The sequence below is a fragment of the Campylobacter sp. 10_1_50 genome (genome assembly GCF_000238755.1).
Taxonomy (GTDB): domain Bacteria; phylum Campylobacterota; class Campylobacteria; order Campylobacterales; family Campylobacteraceae; genus Campylobacter_A; species Campylobacter_A concisus_R.
Genome location: NZ_JH414887.1, coordinates 831073 through 850648, shown reverse-complemented (window position 1 = coordinate 850648; position 19576 = coordinate 831073). Strand labels below are relative to the sequence as shown.

The 19576-nt window shown below is 34.9% G+C and carries 19 protein-coding genes and 1 pseudogene; 9 read left to right on the top strand and 11 right to left on the bottom strand.

The annotated features are described in order from the left end of the window. Window positions 1-341 precede the first annotated feature (341 nt). The 4 genes and pseudogenes from HMPREF1019_RS10645 (at window position 342) to HMPREF1019_RS04260 (ending at window position 5186) form a co-directional block, all read left to right on the top strand. A pseudogene (locus tag HMPREF1019_RS10645) lies at window positions 342-2822 on the top strand (AAA family ATPase). Between the two features lie 212 nt (window positions 2823-3034). Continuing rightward, window positions 3035-4216: an ATP-binding protein gene (locus HMPREF1019_RS04270; protein WP_009294430.1), complete on the top strand. Its 1182-nt coding sequence runs from the start codon at window positions 3035-3037 to the stop codon at window positions 4214-4216. A gap of 359 nt (window positions 4217-4575) precedes the next feature. Then, on the top strand, window positions 4576-4905 hold the full coding sequence (locus HMPREF1019_RS04265) for a type II toxin-antitoxin system RelE/ParE family toxin (protein ID WP_009294429.1): 330 nt from the start codon (window positions 4576-4578) through the stop codon (window positions 4903-4905). Then, on the top strand, window positions 4902-5186 hold the full coding sequence (locus HMPREF1019_RS04260; RefSeq protein ID WP_009294428.1) for a helix-turn-helix domain-containing protein: 285 nt from the start codon (window positions 4902-4904) through the stop codon (window positions 5184-5186). Before HMPREF1019_RS04265 ends, HMPREF1019_RS04260 begins: the two co-directional genes overlap by 4 nt. Before the next feature lie 192 nt (window positions 5187-5378). Here the strand turns inward: HMPREF1019_RS04260 and HMPREF1019_RS04255 are convergent, their stop codons facing one another. From HMPREF1019_RS04255 to HMPREF1019_RS04225, 8 genes are all read right to left on the bottom strand, one after another. Then, window positions 5379-7397 (bottom strand): ATP-binding protein, encoded by a 2019-nt coding sequence (locus HMPREF1019_RS04255; protein ID WP_009294427.1) that lies wholly within the window; start codon window positions 7395-7397, stop codon window positions 5379-5381. Window positions 7398-7528: 131 nt separating this feature from the next. Then, window positions 7529-8809: a DUF2130 domain-containing protein gene (locus tag HMPREF1019_RS04250; RefSeq protein WP_009294426.1), complete on the bottom strand. Its 1281-nt coding sequence runs from the start codon at window positions 8807-8809 to the stop codon at window positions 7529-7531. Between the two features lie 42 nt (window positions 8810-8851). Continuing rightward, window positions 8852-9748 carry a hypothetical protein gene (locus tag HMPREF1019_RS04245; protein ID WP_009294425.1) on the bottom strand — a complete coding sequence of 299 codons (897 nt, stop codon included), beginning with the start codon at window positions 9746-9748 and terminating at the stop codon, window positions 8852-8854. Between the two features lie 84 nt (window positions 9749-9832). Then, window positions 9833-10447: a hypothetical protein gene (locus HMPREF1019_RS04240; protein WP_009294424.1), complete on the bottom strand. Its 615-nt coding sequence runs from the start codon at window positions 10445-10447 to the stop codon at window positions 9833-9835. Between the two features lie 13 nt (window positions 10448-10460). Then, window positions 10461-11192 carry a hypothetical protein gene (locus HMPREF1019_RS04235; RefSeq protein ID WP_009294423.1) on the bottom strand — a complete coding sequence of 244 codons (732 nt, stop codon included), beginning with the start codon at window positions 11190-11192 and terminating at the stop codon, window positions 10461-10463. A 15-nt stretch (window positions 11193-11207) separates the two neighbouring features. Next, window positions 11208-12245: a hypothetical protein gene (locus HMPREF1019_RS04230; protein ID WP_148400975.1), complete on the bottom strand. Its 1038-nt coding sequence runs from the start codon at window positions 12243-12245 to the stop codon at window positions 11208-11210. A 44-nt stretch (window positions 12246-12289) separates the two neighbouring features. Further along, window positions 12290-12460, bottom strand: a complete 171-nt coding sequence (locus HMPREF1019_RS09965; RefSeq protein WP_009294420.1) for a hypothetical protein — start codon at window positions 12458-12460, stop codon at window positions 12290-12292. Window positions 12461-12474: 14 nt separating this feature from the next. After that, on the bottom strand, window positions 12475-13062 hold the full coding sequence (locus HMPREF1019_RS04225; protein ID WP_009294419.1) for a hypothetical protein: 588 nt from the start codon (window positions 13060-13062) through the stop codon (window positions 12475-12477). Window positions 13063-13196: 134 nt separating this feature from the next. Between HMPREF1019_RS04225 and HMPREF1019_RS04220 the strand changes: the two genes are divergently transcribed. Further along, window positions 13197-13994 (top strand): agmatine deiminase family protein, encoded by a 798-nt coding sequence (locus tag HMPREF1019_RS04220; protein ID WP_009294418.1) that lies wholly within the window; start codon window positions 13197-13199, stop codon window positions 13992-13994. Between the two features lie 21 nt (window positions 13995-14015). Here the strand turns inward: HMPREF1019_RS04220 and HMPREF1019_RS04215 are convergent, their stop codons facing one another. Beyond that, window positions 14016-14816 carry a hypothetical protein gene (locus tag HMPREF1019_RS04215; RefSeq protein WP_009294417.1) on the bottom strand — a complete coding sequence of 267 codons (801 nt, stop codon included), beginning with the start codon at window positions 14814-14816 and terminating at the stop codon, window positions 14016-14018. Between the two features lie 104 nt (window positions 14817-14920). Between HMPREF1019_RS04215 and HMPREF1019_RS04210 the strand changes: the two genes are divergently transcribed. The 4 genes from HMPREF1019_RS04210 to HMPREF1019_RS04195 are packed head-to-tail and all read left to right on the top strand — an operon-like array spanning window position 14921 to window position 17851. Beyond that, window positions 14921-15739 (top strand): SIR2 family NAD-dependent protein deacylase, encoded by an 819-nt coding sequence (locus tag HMPREF1019_RS04210; RefSeq protein WP_009294416.1) that lies wholly within the window; start codon window positions 14921-14923, stop codon window positions 15737-15739. Window positions 15740-15792: 53 nt separating this feature from the next. Then, window positions 15793-16710: a helix-turn-helix transcriptional regulator gene (locus HMPREF1019_RS04205; protein WP_009294415.1), complete on the top strand. Its 918-nt coding sequence runs from the start codon at window positions 15793-15795 to the stop codon at window positions 16708-16710. A 12-nt stretch (window positions 16711-16722) separates the two neighbouring features. Further along, a complete protein-coding gene (locus HMPREF1019_RS04200) occupies window positions 16723-17259 on the top strand; it encodes a type II toxin-antitoxin system death-on-curing family toxin (protein WP_009294414.1) in 537 nt (178 codons plus the stop codon). 16 nt (window positions 17260-17275) lie between these two features. After that, window positions 17276-17851, top strand: coding sequence for a metallophosphoesterase family protein (locus HMPREF1019_RS04195; protein WP_009294413.1), 576 nt, complete (start codon window positions 17276-17278; stop codon window positions 17849-17851). Here HMPREF1019_RS04195 and HMPREF1019_RS04190 read toward each other — a convergent pair. Both HMPREF1019_RS04190 and HMPREF1019_RS04185 read right to left on the bottom strand, forming a co-directional pair. Further along, the gene (locus HMPREF1019_RS04190; protein ID WP_009294412.1) at window positions 17833-18165 is read right to left on the bottom strand and encodes a hypothetical protein; all 333 of its coding nucleotides are present in this window, start codon (window positions 18163-18165) and stop codon (window positions 17833-17835) included. The two genes, HMPREF1019_RS04195 and HMPREF1019_RS04190, sit on opposite strands and share 19 nt — an antisense overlap. A gap of 192 nt (window positions 18166-18357) precedes the next feature. After that, window positions 18358-19566, bottom strand: coding sequence for a PDDEXK-like family protein (locus HMPREF1019_RS04185; RefSeq protein WP_009294411.1), 1209 nt, complete (start codon window positions 19564-19566; stop codon window positions 18358-18360). Window positions 19567-19576: the final 10 nt, after the last annotated feature.

Below are 19576 nucleotides of genomic sequence, written 5' to 3'. Positions count from 1 at the left end.
TTTTTATCAAGGAGGGGAAGGGTGAGTACTCCTAAAGTTGATGAGCCTAGTCTAAACCTTTGTGTTAGAAGTGAATTCTTCACCTATGATAATTTTAAATTTTAAGGGTTTAGAAGTAAAAACTATAAAAAGATGAAATAAAAAAATAATAAGTTCAAAATTAAATTATGATTAAAATCATACATTAAAGATTTAGAATAAAAAGCTATATTTTTTTATGCAATATCGCCAAATGTATGCCTGATGCAATTTTATACAGTAAAGTTTTCTCTTAAAATTATTATTTAAATCAAAAGATTATAAAATACACCAAAATTTAAACAAAATCTCACTTAGAGGGGATGCCTATGTCTATAAAAATCAAAAAAATAGATAAAATGTTTTCATTTTGCGGGCTAAACGAAGTATGTATAGATAGAGAATTTAAAGGCTACAACGTATTCTTTGCCGATAATGGAGTTGGAAAAACATCGGTTACAAGAGCGTTTGAGCTTTTAATTAAACAAAATTCTCAACATATTGGTCGGTATAAAACTATAGATTCACAAGACGATCCACAAATTTCTTTTCTTACAGACAGCGGTGCTATAACTATCGATTCCGCAAGTTTGGCCACAAATTTGCCTTTTAAAATCGAAATCTATAATAGTGATTTTTTAATACAAAATGCTCCACTGAGTTCGGATTTTGCATTAAAAAAGTTAGATGATGAGACGATTGTTTTAAGTGGTTCTTATCTTGGCGAAGAGACAAAAGAAGAGAAGGAATTGGAGCAAGAAAAAAATGAACTCCAAAAAAGAAAAGATGGTATCAGCGGAGACCAAGCAAATTCAGATATCAAAGATGAAATTACAAAAACCAAAGAAGCCATTAAAAATGCCGATGATGAAATAGAGAAAATTAGAAAAGGTATTACAACTAGAGAAATACAGATAGTTTCAGATGAAATTACAATTAGACCGGATGCATTAAATAGCAAAAATAATTTTAATGTTGATGAAAAAGAATTACAAGAAAAGCAAACTAAATTTACAGAACTTTATAATGCTATTAAGTCATTTGCTGATTTGTCGGATATAAATTTTCCAGATTTAAAGATAGAAAAAGAAAAACTTACAAGTTTGTTTGAATTCGATATAGAAAAAGAGGCTGGCAAAGTATCTGAAAATGTTAAAAATCACATTATAAAAGTCGGTAAGGATTTTATAGAAAGCGGTAGAAAAATCATAGATACAAATAAATTTAATATTTGTCCGTTTTGTATGCAACCGATTGAAAACGGCGTATTAAATGAATATTCTAGTTATTTTAATGATGTTGTCAGTAAATTTAATAATACAACACAAACAATAAATTCAGAGCTTACTAATAAGTTAAGACTACTGAATGAATCAAAAAATGATGTGATGAACGGCTTGGAAAATTTTAAACCTTTTATGCCATCAAATTACGAACAAACTAAAAGCGATTTCAAGAAAAATATAGAATCACTTGGTGAAAAATTGTAACAAATAATAAAACTAGTGCGGGATAAAAAAGGGATCGGCGATTTAGACAAATTCATAGAGGCGTTAGGCTTCTTTGAATCAGCTTTACAAGCATGCAATGAAGTAGTTAAGACAACACAAGATATTTTAAAAGATAAAAAAGCACAGCAAGATAAATTAGAACATATTAAAAATGAGTTGAAAAAATTAAAAATCCAAAAGGGAAAGAGAGATAGCTTTGAAGCACAAAAAAGAAGGCAAAAGGCTTTAGAACTCTTAAATAGTTTAAAAGATGAGCTTAATAAAATTGATAACAACATTAAAGTTTTAGATGACAAATTGCAAACATTAAGAGCTAATAAAAAACCAGACATTAAAGTGATAAATAGCTACTTGAGGGCTTTAAATTTAACAAAATACTCGGTTAATTCGGATTATCAACTAATTATAAATCAAAAAATAATCTCAAATGATGATGTGAGAATGGTTTTGAGCGATGGTGAAAAAACTACGCTTGCATTTGCATATTTTTTAGCTAGACTAAAATTATTTTATAACAAGGGATCTCTTAAAAATTTGGTGATTGTTATTGATGACCCTATAACTAGTCTTGACGATAGCAGAATATATACAACTTCTTATCTAGTGGCCAAAATCAATCAAGAAATCGCAGGAGAAATTTTAGAGAAAGAAGAAGATAAAGCGCAAGTTTTTGTCTTGACGCACAATCATGTATTTATGACAAATATTATTAGAATTTTAGGAAAATATGCATCTTATCAACAAATATCTAGAGACAATGATAGACTAATATTTGAATCAAAAGATAAAGTCGCTGGGTATTTTGACACTTTTTACATGCTTTTATTTAAGGATGTCATAAAATTCGCCAATGAAGAAAATTTGGTCGAGGATTACAATAGGGCTTTAAACAATGGCAACAAGATAAGAATATTATTAGAAAGCTTTATAAAAACAAATTTTATAAGCCAGTTTATTGCAAATGAATACACCCAACAGCATACATTTACCGATAAAACTTTAGAAGAAATAATTAATGCAATATCTGCAGCAAATAAGACTCATAAATTTAAAAGCGATTTGTTTTCACAATCTGATTATGATATCGTAGATGGTAATGATTTAAAAAAGAAACTTATTGGTGTAATAAAAGGCTTACATATGGATAGCCATGGAAGCATAGCTGATTTTTATTCTCAACATAAAATATCTTTGAGTGAAGTACAAAAATTTGCAAAAATCGCTATAAATGCCATGAATGCGCTTAATCCAAATCAGGTATATTTTTATATCGAAGCTTCAAAAAATGAGTAATTTAAATATGTATAGAAAAAATAAGGACAATAAACGGTTGAGCGAAATGATTTTAAAAAACTAAGAACTAAATAACATATTATTACGCTATTCCAAATTTAGATTTATTTACGAGATTATGCAAATTTAAGTTATTTATCTTGACTCACAATAAAAAATAATGTTAGAATAAGTGTAAATGTATATAGTCATATACAATTTAAGGATTTAACATGCTAGATACGATAAAGCAATATCAGGATAGGTTTCTTAAAAATTTTAATACCAACTACAAGAGATATTTGTATGAGAAGATCGACTTTGATGAAAAGCTAATAGGTATAATGGGGGCTAGAGGTGTAGGTAAAACAACTATGCTGTTTCAAAGATTGAGTGAGCTTAAAGGTCTGAGCAAAAAGGCTCTTTATATTAGTCTTGATTATCCTTTTATAAGCTCAGCAAGTCTAAGCGAGCTAGCATTTAAATTTGCAGATAGTGGTGGAGAATATCTATTATTAGATGAAGTGCATAAGTATGAAGATTTTGCATCTCATTTAAAAACAATATATGATATGAGTGAGCTAAAGGTTATATTTACTGGCTCTTCGGCCGTTAGTATATTAAACGCGAAAGCTGATTTATCTAGAAGAGTGAGCTTATTTAATCTTGAGGGATTGAGCTTTAGAGAGTTTTTAGAGCTTGATAACAAAACTAGCTTATTCAAATTTGGTCTAGAAGAAATTTTAAGTGACCATCCTAACATATCACGTCAGTTGCAAATAGACTTTAATACTTTTAAAAAATATCTACAAGTTGGTTTTTATCCATTTTATTTTAGCAAGACAAACTCGTATTATGAAAGCTTGTTAAATACCATAAATTTAAGCATAGATATAGACCTAACCTCACTTGGTTTAGTAGAGCAACGATACACCTATAAGCTTAAAAAATTGCTTGAAGTAGTCTGTCAAAGTGAGCCATTTGAGGTTAATTACACTAAAATTGCAGCACTTGCTGAGATAAGTAGAGCTAAACTTTACGACTATATCGTATATTTAAGCGATGCAAGGCTAGTAAATATGATAGATGAGCAAAGTAGGGGACTTAGTAAGCTAGTAAAACCGGCTAAAATTTATATGAATAATACAAATTTGATCTATTCCTATGGCAATAACTTTAAAATTGGCACTATAAGAGAGACTTTTTTTGCTAATCAGCTAAAGGCTACGCATAAGTTAAATATATCAAAAAAAGGTGACTTTATCGTAGATGATAAATTTACCTTTGAAATAGGTGGAGCAAAAAAGAGCTTTGAGCAGATAAAAGATATGCCAAATTCATTTATAGCATCAGATGATATTAAAGTAGGAGTCGGCAATAAGATACCATTATGGCTATTTGGGTTTTTGTATTAGGATTTATATACGAGCAAGATAAGCCAAATAGAACAAGAGTTGCCTAAAGGATAGAGGTATATCTTTGCAGAATGAGAAAAACAAAAATCGGATAGTGTCTAAAATTTCAAAATATTTGAAAAACTGGTTTAACGAAGAAAAATCGGTATTAGTTTTTTAAAATAAAAATTCTTCTATCTTGTAATTGTGATATTAAATCTAACAAGATTGCTATGAGCGCTTACGATGAGTCAATAGCTCTAAAAAATTCTAAAGGATCTAGTTGAAGAGGTAAATTTTATCAAGGAGTGGAAGAGTGAGTGTTCTTAAAAAGTTATCATATTTGACAATAAGTTATCAAAAATGATAATATAGCCGACATGAAAGAGCAATTATGGAAAATCACATTTTATGATAAGAGCGTTGAAGACGAGACTCTGTCTTTACCAGATACTATTTTGGCTAATTTACTTCGCATACTTGAAATGGCTAGGGAGGTTGGACCAAATTTAGGCAGACCTCATAGCGCACCTCTTGGCGATGGACTATTTGAGTTTAGGGCAAAAGGCAAAGAAGGTATCGCAAGAAGTGTCTTTGTAAATGTCATAAATAGAGAAATAGTGATTTTGCATACGCTCATTAAAAAATCAGACACCATTCCTAAAAAAGATATGAAGATCATCATACAAAGAGCAAAGGAGATAAGATGAGACCAACTTTTGAGGACTTTAAAGAAAAAGCTCTAAAAAGAGGCGAGGTAAAAAAAGAATACGATAAACTTGAAGTTGAATTTGATTTAAAGTTAAAGCTCATAAAGATCAGAAAAGCGGCAAATCTGACTCAAGAAGAGATAGCTAGCAGAATGAATACTAGTAAAAGCAACATCTCAAGACTAGAGAGCCTAAACTCTAAAATTTCTCCAACAATCTCTACTTTAAATGCCTATGCAAATGCTGCGGGATATAGGCTGGATGTAAATTTTGTGCAATAGTTTTTAAGATTTCACCATATATTCTTTAGCTTGTCTTAAATGGATCAATAGAGAATAAAAAGCAAAATCCATAACCAGCTCACTATTCGCATACATATGATATCATCTATCAAAAAGTCATCTTTTATTCCATCTGGGCGAGGATACTTTTTGTCTGACAGATCAGACAAAAGACCTCGTTAGGGATTATCCCTAAAACCCTATTTTCACACTCTTTTCTTCATTTTTTAGTGCGACTTCTAGCTCAAGTCTATGGCAAAAGTCGTCGCCATTTTTTATAGGTCTAAATTTAGCTTGTCTTCTCACACTAGCAAAGTCTCCAGGCGCTAGTAAGCCTAGGTTTGAGACCTTTTTGCTTGTGTTTTCGTCAAATTTTACTTTTAGCAGCGCACACTCTTTTTTAAACAAATTTCTTGCTTGCTCTGGCAGTAAATACCCAAACTCAAGCTTTAGATCAAATCTTCTAAGACAGGCTTTATCAAGATTATCTATCAAATTTGTCGTGGCGATAAATATGCCATCAAAGCTCTCCATCTGCACTAGCATCTCATTTACTTGAGTTACTTCCCAGCTTCTTGTAGCCGTGCTTCTATCTTGCAAAAAGCTATCTACTTCGTCAAAGACTAGCACAGCCTTTTTATCTTTGGCTTCTTTGAAGGCTAGGGCTATATTTTTCTCAGTTCCTCCTACAAACATAGACAAAAGATCGCTTCCTTTTTTGATGATGATCGGCTTTTTTAGGCTTTTAGCTATAAATTTAGTGTAAGCGCTTTTGCCAGTTCCAGGCACGCCATAAAGGCATATCCTTGCACTTTTGCTTTCTTTTATGCCTTGTATTAGCTCGTTTAGATCGCAGTCTGAGTTTACGAAATTTGGATCATAGCTGCTTGGCAGATCAGCGCTTGGCTTTTCATCTTTTTCTATCTCATCGTAGCCTTGTGCTTTTAGAGTGTTGCTTATCACTCGCTCAAAAGCTTTATTTTTATCTTTTGTGTTTAAATTTGAAACGACTAAGCTAGCATTACTAACGACTGCTGGGGCTACAAACTGATTTTTAGCTAGCTTTTTTACGAGCTTACTATCTATCAAATTTTCACTATATTTTTTTATGATCTTTGCTCTTACATCTTCAGTAGGTATGCCTATCTCTATGGCAAGATTAAACCTTCTAACCACAGCTTCATCCATGTCAAGAATATTGTTTGTTATCCAGATAGTTGGCACTTCGTTAGTCTCAAGAGATCTGTTGATAAAAGCTTTACCATACTGTCTTTTTTCGTCATTATTTGTGTTAAATATATCCTCTGCTTCGTCATACATCAGCAAATTTGATCCAGCGGATAATACATTTTGTGCAAGGCAATATGACCTTAGCCTTAGATCCTCAGTCGCATATCCGTATTCGTCATCATAAGCTACTTCATAAAGCTTTAAATTTAGCTCACTGGCTATCACTTTACTAAGCTCAGTTTTACCAGTTCCTGCTGAGCCGTATAGAAGCACATTTACTCCTTTTTGCTTTTTGCTAACGGCATTTTTTAGAAACGAGAGCAAAATTTTTACATCTTCTTTTATATGAGGATAGTTTTTTGTTGTCAAATTTGTCTTACTACACGGCTTTATCGCGCTTTCAAATATCTCGTCCATGCTTTCACATTTAACAAACAAATCACACATAAAGTTATTGTTTATGACATCGATTTTATATTTTAGGTTATGCACATTATTTTCTAGCTTTACAATCGAAGTCTTGGCAAAGATTCCATCTTTTCTAAAGGCTTTTTGAACATCGCCGAAACGTAAATTTAGTATCTTTGAGATAGCTTTTGTGGCTTGTATGTTGTTTAGATCTCCTAGTAAACTGCAAGCATTAGATATCACTTCGTAGTTGTACATGATCGCAACAAATCTCAAAATATCTCTCTCGGTACTATTTAGACCTAAATTTTCTTGAAGTAAATTTAGGTTGTGTTCAAGATCTTTTAGTCCGCATGAAATTTGACTTTTTTCAAGAATTTCAAATCTGTTTTTAAGATTTTGAATCTCTTCTTCTTTAGGCTCTTTTGACTCGATACCCAAAAACTCTAAAACATCGTCACATCCGCTTCTTAGCAATTCTCTTTCTCCTCCGAGATCAAAAATAGCACGAAGCGTCCAAAGTGTTGCAAGCTCATATATCTCGCTATCTACGTAAAAAATCTCTTTTTCCACGACAAGCTCCTTTTGCTTTTGTTTGAAGCTATTTTACTCGGCATAAAAGACATTTTTATGTCCATAATTATAAAAATTTGAGAAATTTTTGTGAGAAAAAATTTAAAAAGAGCGCCTTAACGCTCCTTAACTCACTCCTGCGTATCGCCACTATATGGTAGCTCAAGGGCTTTTATGTTTGCTACCGCATTTCCAGCGATGCCCTTTATAGAGCCGTACATACTTATGGTGTTATCTAGCACCTTTTCGATCTGTTTCTCTCTTTGCTTCCATATCTTTTGCATCGCGCGCTTTTCGCTATCTAGGTCACTTTGCATGGTCGAAAATGCCTCTACTATCGCTTCTATTTGCATTTTAAATTCATTGCTGGTTAAAAAGTGATAGAGCAAGCTCATCTTGTCGCTTTTGTTCTCTTGCGCGATCAAGACGTGGTGTATCCTTATGAGTTGCTCTCTTAAAACAGCGCTTAAGCCTTTAAATTCCTCAAACGTACAGATCCAAACACCTTCATATAGCCCCATCCTTTGCATATCACTTGGCATAGCATCAGTAACTATGACGCCGATATCAGCGCCTTTTTCTCTCATGTCAGCCTTAAATTTCTCTATCCAAGACCTTTGGAATTCTTTTGTTCTCTTGCTTTCATAATATATCGTTCCACAGTTTTGAGACTCCCTTGTATGCACGATCTGTACGCAGTCAGCGCCTCTCGCACCTTTTTTGATCTCATCAATAGTATCAAATGGAAATTTTTCCCTCAGCCACTCTTCTATCGCGAGCTCCTGCACCTCACCTTGAAGCTGCATGCTGCCTTGCTCGGCCTTTCTTTGGGCTATTTGAAGTTGCTCTTGAAGCTGTTTTAGCTGTTCCTCTTTTTGTCTAAATTTAAGCTCATTTTGCTCATCTGCAGCCTTTTGTATCTTCTCTTTTTCTTCTTTTAGCTTTTCATTTAATGCTAGCTCAGCCTTTGCGGTTATGGCAGACTCCATCTCCTCTTTTTCCCTTTGAAGCTGCAAAATTTGAGCCTTTGCAATATTTAGCTCTTTTACTTGATTTGACTTTTCTTCAAGCTGTTTTTGTAAAAGTGCGACCGACTCATTTTGCTCATCAAGTATCTCTTTTCTCAGCTCATCTTGAAGTCTTGCTCTTTCCATTTTTAGCTGTATTTGCGTAGCTTTTTTGATCTCTTCCTCAAATTTCTCTTTTTGTTCTTGCAGCTGTTGCTCTTTTGCTCTTAAACTCTCAAAATAAGCCTCCTGCTCCTTTCTTTTAGCCTCAAGTTTAGCTTCAAGCTGCTTCTTTTGGGCTAGGTATTCACCTTTATATTTTCCCTCTAACTGATGATATAAAGCATCATTTATATCTATCTCACTCCCACAGTTTGGGCACTTTATTGTTGTTTGACTTGTCATACTTCATCTCCTTTTATGATCTTTATCTTATGGTATCTTGTTTTAAATTTCATAGTATTCATCCCAGCAAAGCGCCATATCAACAGAGCCTATGCGCAGTATGTCTTTGATCTTATTGATATGTGTGTTGTTTTCAAAAGCTGCAAATAGATAGCAAAAATATGCCTTCTTATCAAAATAGACAGAGCTACCAAAATATTCATTACAGTTTTGCGTCCAACGGCTCTTTTTCTTGCTCATTTCGCCAGGGACGATAGGCTCGTTGATGATAGCTAAGAAATTATCGTCATTTTCGTCATAATCTGGATCGTCTTCGCGCAAGCGAAAGACCAAACGAAATTCCATAGCATAGTCTTCGATCAATCCACCCTCAACCCTTGCTTTTAGCCTGTTTTCAAGCATTTTTGCATCTCTTATTAGGATATCTTGGTAACTAGCTAGAGCTTTATTTATCTTCTCTATCTGCTCCCACTGATCCTTGCTGGCATCAGAGATATACTCTTCCCTCTCGCTACACTCTAGCTTCTCCAGACAAAGATCTATAGGCGTATAGTCATACCATGAGCGAAGCTTGCCCTCCATCCTGTCGATAGTCAAAATTTCATCCCAGCTAAGACTTGTGTGATCATATAAGCAGTGATAAAACCAGCAGTGCCACTCGCCAGACATCTCATGCGTGGGCCAGTTTCTAAATTCGTTTTGATTTTCCGTATAAAAGTAGTCATCTATGTGATTCATGAACTGCCCATATCGCATAAGAAGTTCGTCTTTTGAGTAAAAAGAGAGCAGTAGCTCACAAAAATGATCATATGCCTCTTTTATATCTTTTGCACAGAGGTCTATCTGCTTTGCACGTGGCACGACACGGCGCTCAAGGTCATAGAGCCTTTCGTTTATGCTATTTAGCTTTCGCCTTTGCTCATTTGTAAATTGTCCCATTTTTGTCCTTTAAATTTAAAGGATATTATAATGACAAAAACAGACAGGTTGTGTCGAAATTTATATATTTATATCTTAAATTTGCTATTTTGTTTTAGTGTTTTTATTGCGTATTTGATCCAGCCTTTGCTGCACTATTTCTTCTTTTTTTAAACACTCTTCGTCGTACTCGTCGTTGTCTGTCTGTAGTTTTTTAGCTTTTTTGTAAAATTTCCTGCATACCAAACTATACTTATCTATCTCGCTTAACCTATCTAGCAAATTTACAAACCTTTGCCTTTTCATGCCTGAGCTTAAAGCGCTTTTTATAGCTGTTTTGATCTGCTTTTTACTAAGTATATTTTGCTTGCAAAGCAAGAAATAATCATTTATCTTAAATCTTTTTATCTGTTTTACGATGATCTTTTTAGCAAGCTTTTTATCATTTAAATTTTCATAGGCGCTTCTAGCTATATAAAAATATCCCCAAGGGTCTTGACATGCTTGTAGCGCCCTTTTTAGGATAGTTTTTATTATCTTTTGTCTATTTTCGCCATCTTCAAGCTCAAAAGCTAGATTTGCCAAATGCAAATACTCTCTCACATCCTCACATTTTGATAAGATGTCGTTAAATTCACTAGAAAGCAGTTGCTTTGGCTTTACTGACGATATAAAATCGCTAACTTCCATATATGGCCTAAGCCCCCAGAATCTTTTCATGCTTGCTCCATCATTAGTTATTTTTTATGTTCTTTCCAAATTTTTCAACTCTGATGATAAAATTTAAAAATGGAAAAATTTGTTCATATCTCTCAAAATGCCTGCTCGTATCAAGCTTGTAACTCATGACAAAATTCGGCATTTGACTTTTTGCAAATTTTAGTTCATCAAACAATCTTTGCGCGTTTTCGCTTGCGCCAGGAAATTTATCATTTTGACATTTCTTGCTTTTATCATAAGTCAAATATGACGGAACGATCATAAAAGCTATCTTATAAAACACTGTATTTTTTCTCTCGTAAACCGATAAATTTTGAAATGTCAGGTGCGATATTTGCTCTATTGCTTTTAGCCAAATTATACGGTCGTCTTGGCTAAAATTATTACTATAAAAGTTATGCCAGCCGTGCTTAACCTCAAAAAGATACATTGCATTATTATCGCCGTACATCGTCGCAAGATCTATAAATCTTTGTGTTTCATCATTGCCTGTTTCTTGTCTAGCTCTTTTATTTACCCTCTTAAATGGCTGTTCCAGCCAAATAACTCCGGTAAGCTTATGAATAGCCGGTGCAAGAGCTGAAAAAGACTGTTTTTCATTGGTTAAAAACGGATAGTCGTTCCATACTTCATTTATTTTAAAATTCTCTTTTATAAAATTTTTAACCACCTCTTCCAAAAAATCTCTTGCCTCTGACTCATTGTTCTCATAAACATAGAAATTTCTTTCATAAAATTTTTCCATCACATCTCCTTAAATTTAATCTACCGCGTCAATTATACCGCTTTTGACTATCTCGATTGTCCATTTCTTATCTTTAAATATCCACAAAATATCGGCTGCCGCATCTAAAATTTCAACTTTAGTTTTGGCTTTTTCTACAGCTTTTACGGCGCACTCTTTTGCTAAATTTGGATCGATATTTTTTAGATAGCTAGCGATCTTCATATAGCTAGGATCAGGCAAGTTAAGTAGCTTCTCACAAGCCATAGCTAAAAGCTTCTTATCGCCAAGCTTTTTTAAGACATCAAGCACAAAAAACGTCTCTCTAGGATCTGGCAAGAGCTCGACGGCTTTAGACAAAAGCTCTCCTGCGTAAAATTTATCTTTAAAATCTATCATAACGCTACTTGCCATATAGGCATAATCAGCCGCGGTTTTAGCATAAATTTCACCGTCTTTATAAAGCTCCAATATCCACCTTTGCTTACCAAATTCTTCCGCCATATCATCTAAAACATCGTAAAATTTATATAACTCTTTCGTCTCTCTTAGCTCGCTTAGATATTCGTCTTTGCTTTTATGCTCTTTTGAAGCCACGACACTTTTTTGCTCTTTTTGTTTTGGTTTTATGCCGAGTGCTTTTAGCTCGCCCTTGTCTTTTATAAAAACGTGAGCATAACCTAGATAAAAGTCATGTTTATCTTTCTCTATACACTTTTTATAAAATTTATAGGCAAACTCATCAAAGCCACCTATTTGCTTTAGCTCTAGCGCCATATCGAGATAAAAATCCGCCTTAAAATCTGTCGCCATTAGTGCGTTTTGCAAGAAATTTTTGGCTTTTTGCCCGCACAAGACTTTGATCTCTATAAAATTTAGCATATTTATAAGGCAAAGCCCGTCTTTTATGTTGTTCTCCGCCATAGCTAAAAGCTCCTTGCACCACTTTTTAGCTCTTAAGCTTTTATGTATAGCTATCGCCAAAAAAGCGTAGTCCATGCCGCTTTTACAAAGGCTTTGTGCGATTTTATAAATTTTTACCGCAAGACCTCTCTTTTTGTTTTTAAAAAACACTGAGCGAGCTAAATCGTCATACTCAAAAAGATGATGATTTACCCTCAGGCAAAGAGCTCTGTGTGGTTTTGTAAAAGCCAGTCAAGCTCATCTTGGCTTAAGTTTTTAGCTAAATTTTCCAGCATCACATTTTCGTCTATAATATAATCCGCATAATAAATCCTACAACATCTGCAACATTTGTGAATGCGCTCGTAGCGTCCTGATAAATTCATAACCTCTCCTTTATCTAAAATTTAATCGTCGCAACTTGTTCGGCGATCTCTTTATCCGTAAAACTTCCGTTTGTATCAAGTGAATAATCTTCGCCTAGAAAATAGAGCTTAAAACCAGTTATAGCTCCAAAAATAGGCAAAGTTTTCGTTTTTTGATAGTAGTTTTTAGTGATATTTGAGATAACTTTTAGCTGCTCATCTAATGCTTTAAAACAAAGCTCATCTAAAAATGGCGTTAGGCTGATATATCTTAAATGCTGCGCCATAGCAAGGGCAAATATAGGCTCACTCTTGCGCCTAAAATCCGTATCTACATAGATATATGAGCCTCTAAATTTTACTCGCTCGTTGTAGAGTTTTTGCACCTCGCCAAGCTCTGCGTCTATGTTAAGAGCAAAGTGCTTGCTAAGGGCTAGGATGAGCGTTTCTGAGCTATGTGCCCAGTCAAAGTGCCCCTTTGTGATAAACTCATCAAGGCTCTTTGCTGCCTCTAAATTTGCAAGTGCTCTTGTGAAATTTTGCTCTCTAACGTAGCCAAGTGCTTTTGAGAGAGCCTTTTTGTCGCTGTTTTGTGTGAGAATTTTAAGTTGCTCGTAGATCATTGATTATCCTTTTTTGATTTTTATCGCCGATACATTTTTTGCGATATGTGAAATTATAGCGACTAGAATGGACAAAAAATGTCTAGAAATTTATTAGTACAATTTCACAAAAACTATCAAATTTAGGAGTAAATATGCAGCCAACCATCCTACTCTCCGCGCTTTTAGCAAAGCACCACACAAAAACAGCCAAAAGCTTGTGCCAGATATTTGACAGACACGGAGTCAAATACGAGTTTTTAGAGACTAAAGACATTTGGATGAGGGACTTTATGCCGATTTTGCTTGATGATGGACGCCTCATCTCTTACGACTACGATCCAGACTATCTAAAAGATGAAAAATATAGCCACCTAAAAACAAAGATCCAGCCATTAAAAGAGCATATAAATTTAGCCATTGATGGCGGAAATTTCGTAAGGTTTGGAGGTAGAGCCATCATGACTGATAAAATTTTTAGAGAAAATCCGTCAAAAACAAAAGCTGAGATCGTGGAAACTATAAAGCAAAAATGCGCGCTAAGTGAGCTCATCATCATACCAAGACAGCCATACGATATGTTAGGGCACAGCGACGCCATGGTGAGGTGGATAGATGAAAATAGTGTGCTAGTAAATGACTTTTCAAACGAGAGCAAAAGTTTTAACGATAGGCTCATAAAAACGCTTAAAAAGAGCGGCTTGGATATGAAATTTATGAAGTATCGCGAGGGATTTTTCACTAAAAAGAGAGACTGGGGCGCTTACTTAAATTTTATTAAAATTAAGGATATTTTAATAGTTCCAATATACGGCATAGATGATGACGATGTTGCGCTGCAACAGATCAAGAAATTTTATAGTGATTATAAAGTAGAGACGATAAATTTAAGCGAAATCATAGAGCTTGGCGGAGCTCTACACTGCATAACGGCGGAGAAATTTGGGCGGTAGAGCTACCCGCCATTTATAAAGCTATTTTTTATTTTTGCTCCAATATTCAAAATCTTCTGGAAATTCTACTTTTTTGTTTAGATAGTTATTCCAAAATTTGTTTATACCTCTGGCAATAGGTTCAAAACTCTCAGCCGATAAAAAATCGCTTTTTGCATTATTGCAAATATAACAAGCCAAACGACAATTCTCTTTTGAATATTTATTTTCACTTTTTGGCGCTGTTATCACTCGTTCAACTTCTAAAAATTTTCCTCTTTGCCTAGCTTTTTTATATTGCGTATTTTCGCTTTTAAAGTATTCTTTTAAATCAGCTTCTTTAACTCCACAATAGCAACATTTTTTCTCTTGACTGTTGTACCAATTTAAGAATTCATCTCTTCCACCAAACCCTTCTATTCTATCCGCAGTAGCTAGACTATTTATTCTTCTATCGTTATCGGCATAATCATCGATATTTAAATCAATCATATCTTTTTGTATTACTTTTACAATATCTCCATTTTTACAAATTTCAAATTTATCATTAAAAAGCACCTCTATATCAGCATCAAAATTTTTTATCTCAAGCTCAAGCCTATAAAATTTATCATCATCAATGCATCCAATAATTACATTGACATTATTTTTAACTTTTTCCAATATTTCTTTTTTTAATAATAGCCTATATTTTTTATCAGCTCTTTTTAAAATACTTTTTACAATGACTTTCTCGCTATCTTTTTCAGCGTAAAACCAGTCATCAGGATTAGATATAAAATTCTCAAATCTCTTGTCTGTTAAGATATATGCTCTTGTTCTAAGCATTAATTTCTCTATCATATCTTACTCTCCTATAAGATTTTCACTATTTTACCAAAATAGAGCGGACATAAAAGTGTCTGATCGACTCACTACAATTACCCAAATTTCTTTAAAGGATCAAAATGCAAGAGAAGATAGATAAGATCAAAAAGATCATCGCAGAGGCTGATGCGGTCATCATCACAGCAGGTGCTGGCATGGGCGTGGATAGTGGATTGCCTGATTTTAGGGGAGATCTAGGATTTTGGAGGGCGTATCCACTTTTAAGAGATAAAAATTTAAGCTTTGAAGATATGGCAAATCCGCAGTGGTTTTTAGATGATCCAAAGCTAGCATGGGCATTTTACGGGCACAGACTAAATTTATACAAAAACACAGAGCCTCACGAGGGATTTGGACTGCTTTTAAATCTTGTAAAAAGTAAAAACGAAAACTACTTTGTCTATACCTCAAACGTCGATGGACACTTTGCTAAGGCTGGCTTTAGCGAGGAGAAAATTTACGAGTGCCACGGCTCGATCCACTACTCTCAGTGCATCCACAAGCGTGATGGTACTATATGGCAGACTTGTAGCGATATCAAAGTAGATGAAGAGAAATTTGTCGCTTTAGATATGCCAGTTTGCCCAGAGTGTGGCTGTGTAAGCCGCCCAAATATCGTGATGTTTTACGACTGGATGGTAAATACAAGGCGCATAAACGAGCAGTATAAAAGATATGAAGCGTGGCTAGAGCAAAACAAAGATAGCCGCTTTGTGATCATAGAGCTAGGCGCTGGGCTTGCGGTGCCAACAATTAGAAATTTTGGTGAGAAATTTGTTAAACGCTCAAAAAAAGCAACGCTTATCCGCATAAACCCACGAGATAACTATATATCGCAATACATCGGCATAAGTCTAAAATGTGGCGCACTAGATGGCCTTAGGCAGATATTATGCTAGAAAAGACACCCTCTAGTCCTAATTTGGATATAATCGCCAAACTAGGAGGCCAAATGAAACCTATCATAACCAAACAAGAAAACAGCAAATTTGAACGTATAAATACGATAGCCCTAAAGCTAAGAGAGAGACCGCACACGATAAAAGAGCTAACAGCTATGCTTGGAGTGACCTCAAAGACCATCCAGCGCGACCTTTACGACACGCTAAGAGAGTATGGCGCCGTCAAAAAGGGGCACTACTGGAGCCTAAACGACGAGGACGCGAGCGACGGACTAGACGGCGATGATAGAGTGGTGCTAAACATCCTTGATAACGTGGCAAAAAACATGGGCTCAAATTTTTACAGCAAGGCTCACGTGCTTTTAGAGCAAATTTCTCAGCAGCTAAACCACCCGATACTTACAAATATAAACAACGAAAAGCTAAGCGAGGAGGATCTTGTAAATTTTCAAGCGCTTGAGGATGCTATAAGAGAAAAAGCGGAGATAACATGCACATATAATGGCTTTGAGTTTCTTGTAAAGCCTCTAAAGCTGGCACTTTTTGAGGGATTTTGGTATCTGTTATTACTTGATAGCAAAAAGGGCGATAAATTTAAGAAATTTCACCTAAAAAGCATAAAAGATATAAAGCATAGTGGGGAGAAATTTGAACTAAGTAGCGAGCTAGATGAGCGTGTAAAGGCGATGAACTCGGCATGGGCAAATTTAGAAGCGCCAAAAACAGCAAGGCTACTGCTAGCGCCAGAAGTGGCAAAATACTTCGAGCGAAAACCACACGCAAAACAGCGCATAACCGGGCAAGATAGCGACGGCTCGGTCGAGATCGAGATAGAATTTACACACATAATGGAGATAAAACCGCTCATATACTACTACCTGCCATTTATCAAGGTGCTTGAGCCAAAAGAGCTGGCCGACGAGGTCAAAAAAGATGTGAGCGAGTATCTAAAAGAAATAAATTTCTGACAAAGAGACGCTATGAGCAGCAAAGATAAAGAGATTATAGAGCTTATTAGATACTACAAAAAGAGCTGGTCGCTACTGCAAAAATTTGATGATGGCTCGCTTGGTCTTTGCAAAAGCGATCAAGGCGAAAATTTTATCCTTGGATATAGTGAAGCGCTAATGGCAGTAGATGAACTAAAAAGAGAGCTAGCAAAAAAGGGCGAGGCGTCAAATATCTTTGGCGTTCAAAAGGCAAGCGAATTTGAAGGGATAATAAAAAATATATATCAGACCTTTGGCGGACGTGATCTTTTAGCAAGCCCGCAAGAAAAAGCGGCAAATTTGATCTACTACATCATCAAAGACCACCCATTTAGCGACGGCAACAAACGTATCGGATCATTTATATTTATCTTGTTTTTATCAAATTGCAAACTGCTTTTTAAAAGTAACGGCGAGCGCAGGATGAGCGATAATGCCCTTGTTGCACTTGCATTGTTCGTTGCTCAAAGCGAGCCAAAACAAAAAGATATGGTGGTAAATTTGATCACAAATTTACTTGTGGATTAAAGGCTGATAGATACAAATGAGCGGCTTAAAACTTTTTCACGCTAGCGATCTGCACTTTAATGCTGGCTATTTTGACTATATTTTGGCCTTTCAAGACAAATTTGACATTTTTTGTTTTAGCGGTGATTTTTTATACAAAGAGAGCGCACAAGAAAAAGAGCAAACTACTTTGTGGCTAAAAAGCTTTAAAAAGCCGGTATTTGTATGTTCTGGCAACCACGATATGCCACCATCTTGGCTAAATTCTATAAGTGGCATATACTCTGATGGCGCTATAAAGACTATAAACGGCGTTAAATTTGGCTGCGTGCCTTACTTGTGTGATGATCTGCTTGAATTTGCAGAGTGTGATATCTTGCTGACTCACGTTCCGCCAGCAAAGACAAAAACAAGCATCAGCAAAAATGACAAAGATCACGGAGATATAGAGCTTGCAAGGCTTATAAAAAATAATCTTTTAAAGCCAAAGATCATCCTTTGTGGGCATATCCACGAGCCAAAATCTCGCACGGACGTTTTAAACGGAGTTAAAATTTATAACTCTGCAAGTAGCGGTGCAAAAGAGCCATTTTATCAAGCGATAGAGCTATAGCTCTCTATCATTTTAGCCACCTCTTGATGCTCGTATGGCGTCATTTCTGTATCTAAAATTTGTGAGCATATCTCTTTTATAAATTCGCTCTCACCGCCGAAGTCGTTTTTTAGATTTTGCAGTATAAATTTAGCTTCAATAACGACATCATGTGGGTTGCTTAATGCCTTGACGGCTTGCCTGTAAAAATCTTTTGACATCTCAGTGTTGCTATATTTAGTAAAATTTGCGTTATTTACGTAGTCATAGCTTGACTTGGCCTGCGCCAAAAAAGAAAACTCATCATACTCTTGCCAAATTTCTTGCTCGCTCATTTTTGCTCCTATATTTTTATTATAAATAAAAATATGGACAAAATTTGTCTATAAATATCTATATAACAGCCTTTGCCATAGTTTAGAAATAGATAAAGTTAAGATCGGTCAACCAATCACCAACTCTTTAAATTCACATTAGCGATTGAGGTGACCCATCTATCCAAAAATAACTGTTTGACCTATACTATACTAATATACTAACTTAATGATTTTATCAGCCAATGACTCTAGCTTATCTTTCATATTTACGAACTCTTCAGCTAATTCAGCTTCGGTATACTTGTTTATAATTATCTCTCTCAAAAACTGAGCTTTGTTAAGCATTTTATATCTAGCAAATCTTTCGCCTACTTTCCACTCATTGGATAGAGATTCAACTTGTATGTTATCCACATATTCTTTTTTTATTCTCTTTGTATCATAAGCAAGTCCAATGTATGGATTTAAAAAGTTTCTATTGTCAAATTCTAGAGCAAAAGTTAGCACACGGCCATTACCCCAACTATGTTTATAAAAAAATATAGGCGCAAAACACTTACTAGCATCAGCCTCTTTTGTTTCTACACACCACTCTTGTGACAATCTTTTTTCGAGCTCAGTTTTTACATTTGACATAAATTTATTAAGCCTATTTGCATTGGCCATGTCAAAGTATCTATTTCTTATTTCATCGACTAGATCATAGTTTTCTAGTATTATCTTACTTATTTCCTCGGTATCCATCTCTACTCCTTTATAGTTTCCATAAATTTTTTCAATTACGTTTTTGTATTGCGATATCACGGCAACTAAATTTGCCAAATTTCCAGCCTCGTCAAGACACGAGCCAAGCCACTTCATTATTTCTTTCTTATATGAAATCGCCTTGAATTTAGCTACTTCATCGCCGTTTTTGTCTAAAATTTTTCCGTCTTCGATTTTTAGCCCACTTAAACTATAATCGCTAGGCTCGTGCCCTTTCTTAGACAAAAACAGCACGTAAATATCAGCCTCACCGTTATTTTCTTTTTGGATGGTTTCTATATATCTTTTTATCTGAGCCTCTTGATCACCGGCATTTATTTTATTTTCTAAAATAATATGCTTCGCGCCGTCAGTTATATAGATATCTATGTTTTCGTATTCTTTATAGACTTTTGCGATTTGCGGATCTAGTCCAAAATTCTCTAGCCCACACGCCTTTATAAAAAGTTCCAAAAATAACTCTTTTTGGTAGTGCAATGAATTTGGATCAAGCAATGAGTAGATAAATCGTGAGTGCAAACGCACTTCGTCGTTTATATCCAGAAGTGATAAAAACAAGTTATAGTCGTTATTGCCGCGTAGTTTTTTGATCTCTAGCTTGTCGTTTAGGACTTTGATTTGTTTTAACATAGATTCAAATTTTTCTATATCCATACTTTCTCCT

Coding starts and splice junctions, on each gene's coding strand:
- HMPREF1019_RS04270 (WP_009294430.1), top strand. CDS start 3,035: ATGCTAGATACGATAAAGCAATATCAGGATAGGTTTCTTAAAAATTTT.
- HMPREF1019_RS04220 (WP_009294418.1), top strand. CDS start 13,197: ATGCAGCCAACCATCCTACTCTCCGCGCTTTTAGCAAAGCACCACACA.
- HMPREF1019_RS04190 (WP_009294412.1), bottom strand. CDS start 18,165: ATGAGCGAGCAAGAAATTTGGCAAGAGTATGATGAGTTTTCTTTTTTG.
- HMPREF1019_RS04210 (WP_009294416.1), top strand. CDS start 14,921: ATGCAAGAGAAGATAGATAAGATCAAAAAGATCATCGCAGAGGCTGAT.
- HMPREF1019_RS09965 (WP_009294420.1), bottom strand. CDS start 12,460: ATGAATTTATCAGGACGCTACGAGCGCATTCACAAATGTTGCAGATGT.
- HMPREF1019_RS04260 (WP_009294428.1), top strand. CDS start 4,902: ATGAGACCAACTTTTGAGGACTTTAAAGAAAAAGCTCTAAAAAGAGGC.
- HMPREF1019_RS04250 (WP_009294426.1), bottom strand. CDS start 8,809: ATGACAAGTCAAACAACAATAAAGTGCCCAAACTGTGGGAGTGAGATA.
- HMPREF1019_RS04185 (WP_009294411.1), bottom strand. CDS start 19,566: ATGGATATAGAAAAATTTGAATCTATGTTAAAACAAATCAAAGTCCTA.
- HMPREF1019_RS04265 (WP_009294429.1), top strand. CDS start 4,576: ATGAAAGAGCAATTATGGAAAATCACATTTTATGATAAGAGCGTTGAA.
- HMPREF1019_RS04240 (WP_009294424.1), bottom strand. CDS start 10,447: ATGAAAAGATTCTGGGGGCTTAGGCCATATATGGAAGTTAGCGATTTT.
- HMPREF1019_RS04235 (WP_009294423.1), bottom strand. CDS start 11,192: ATGGAAAAATTTTATGAAAGAAATTTCTATGTTTATGAGAACAATGAG.
- HMPREF1019_RS04225 (WP_009294419.1), bottom strand. CDS start 13,062: ATGATCTACGAGCAACTTAAAATTCTCACACAAAACAGCGACAAAAAG.
- HMPREF1019_RS04205 (WP_009294415.1), top strand. CDS start 15,793: ATGAAACCTATCATAACCAAACAAGAAAACAGCAAATTTGAACGTATA.
- HMPREF1019_RS04195 (WP_009294413.1), top strand. CDS start 17,276: ATGAGCGGCTTAAAACTTTTTCACGCTAGCGATCTGCACTTTAATGCT.
- HMPREF1019_RS04245 (WP_009294425.1), bottom strand. CDS start 9,748: ATGGGACAATTTACAAATGAGCAAAGGCGAAAGCTAAATAGCATAAAC.
- HMPREF1019_RS04200 (WP_009294414.1), top strand. CDS start 16,723: ATGAGCAGCAAAGATAAAGAGATTATAGAGCTTATTAGATACTACAAA.
- HMPREF1019_RS04215 (WP_009294417.1), bottom strand. CDS start 14,816: ATGATAGAGAAATTAATGCTTAGAACAAGAGCATATATCTTAACAGAC.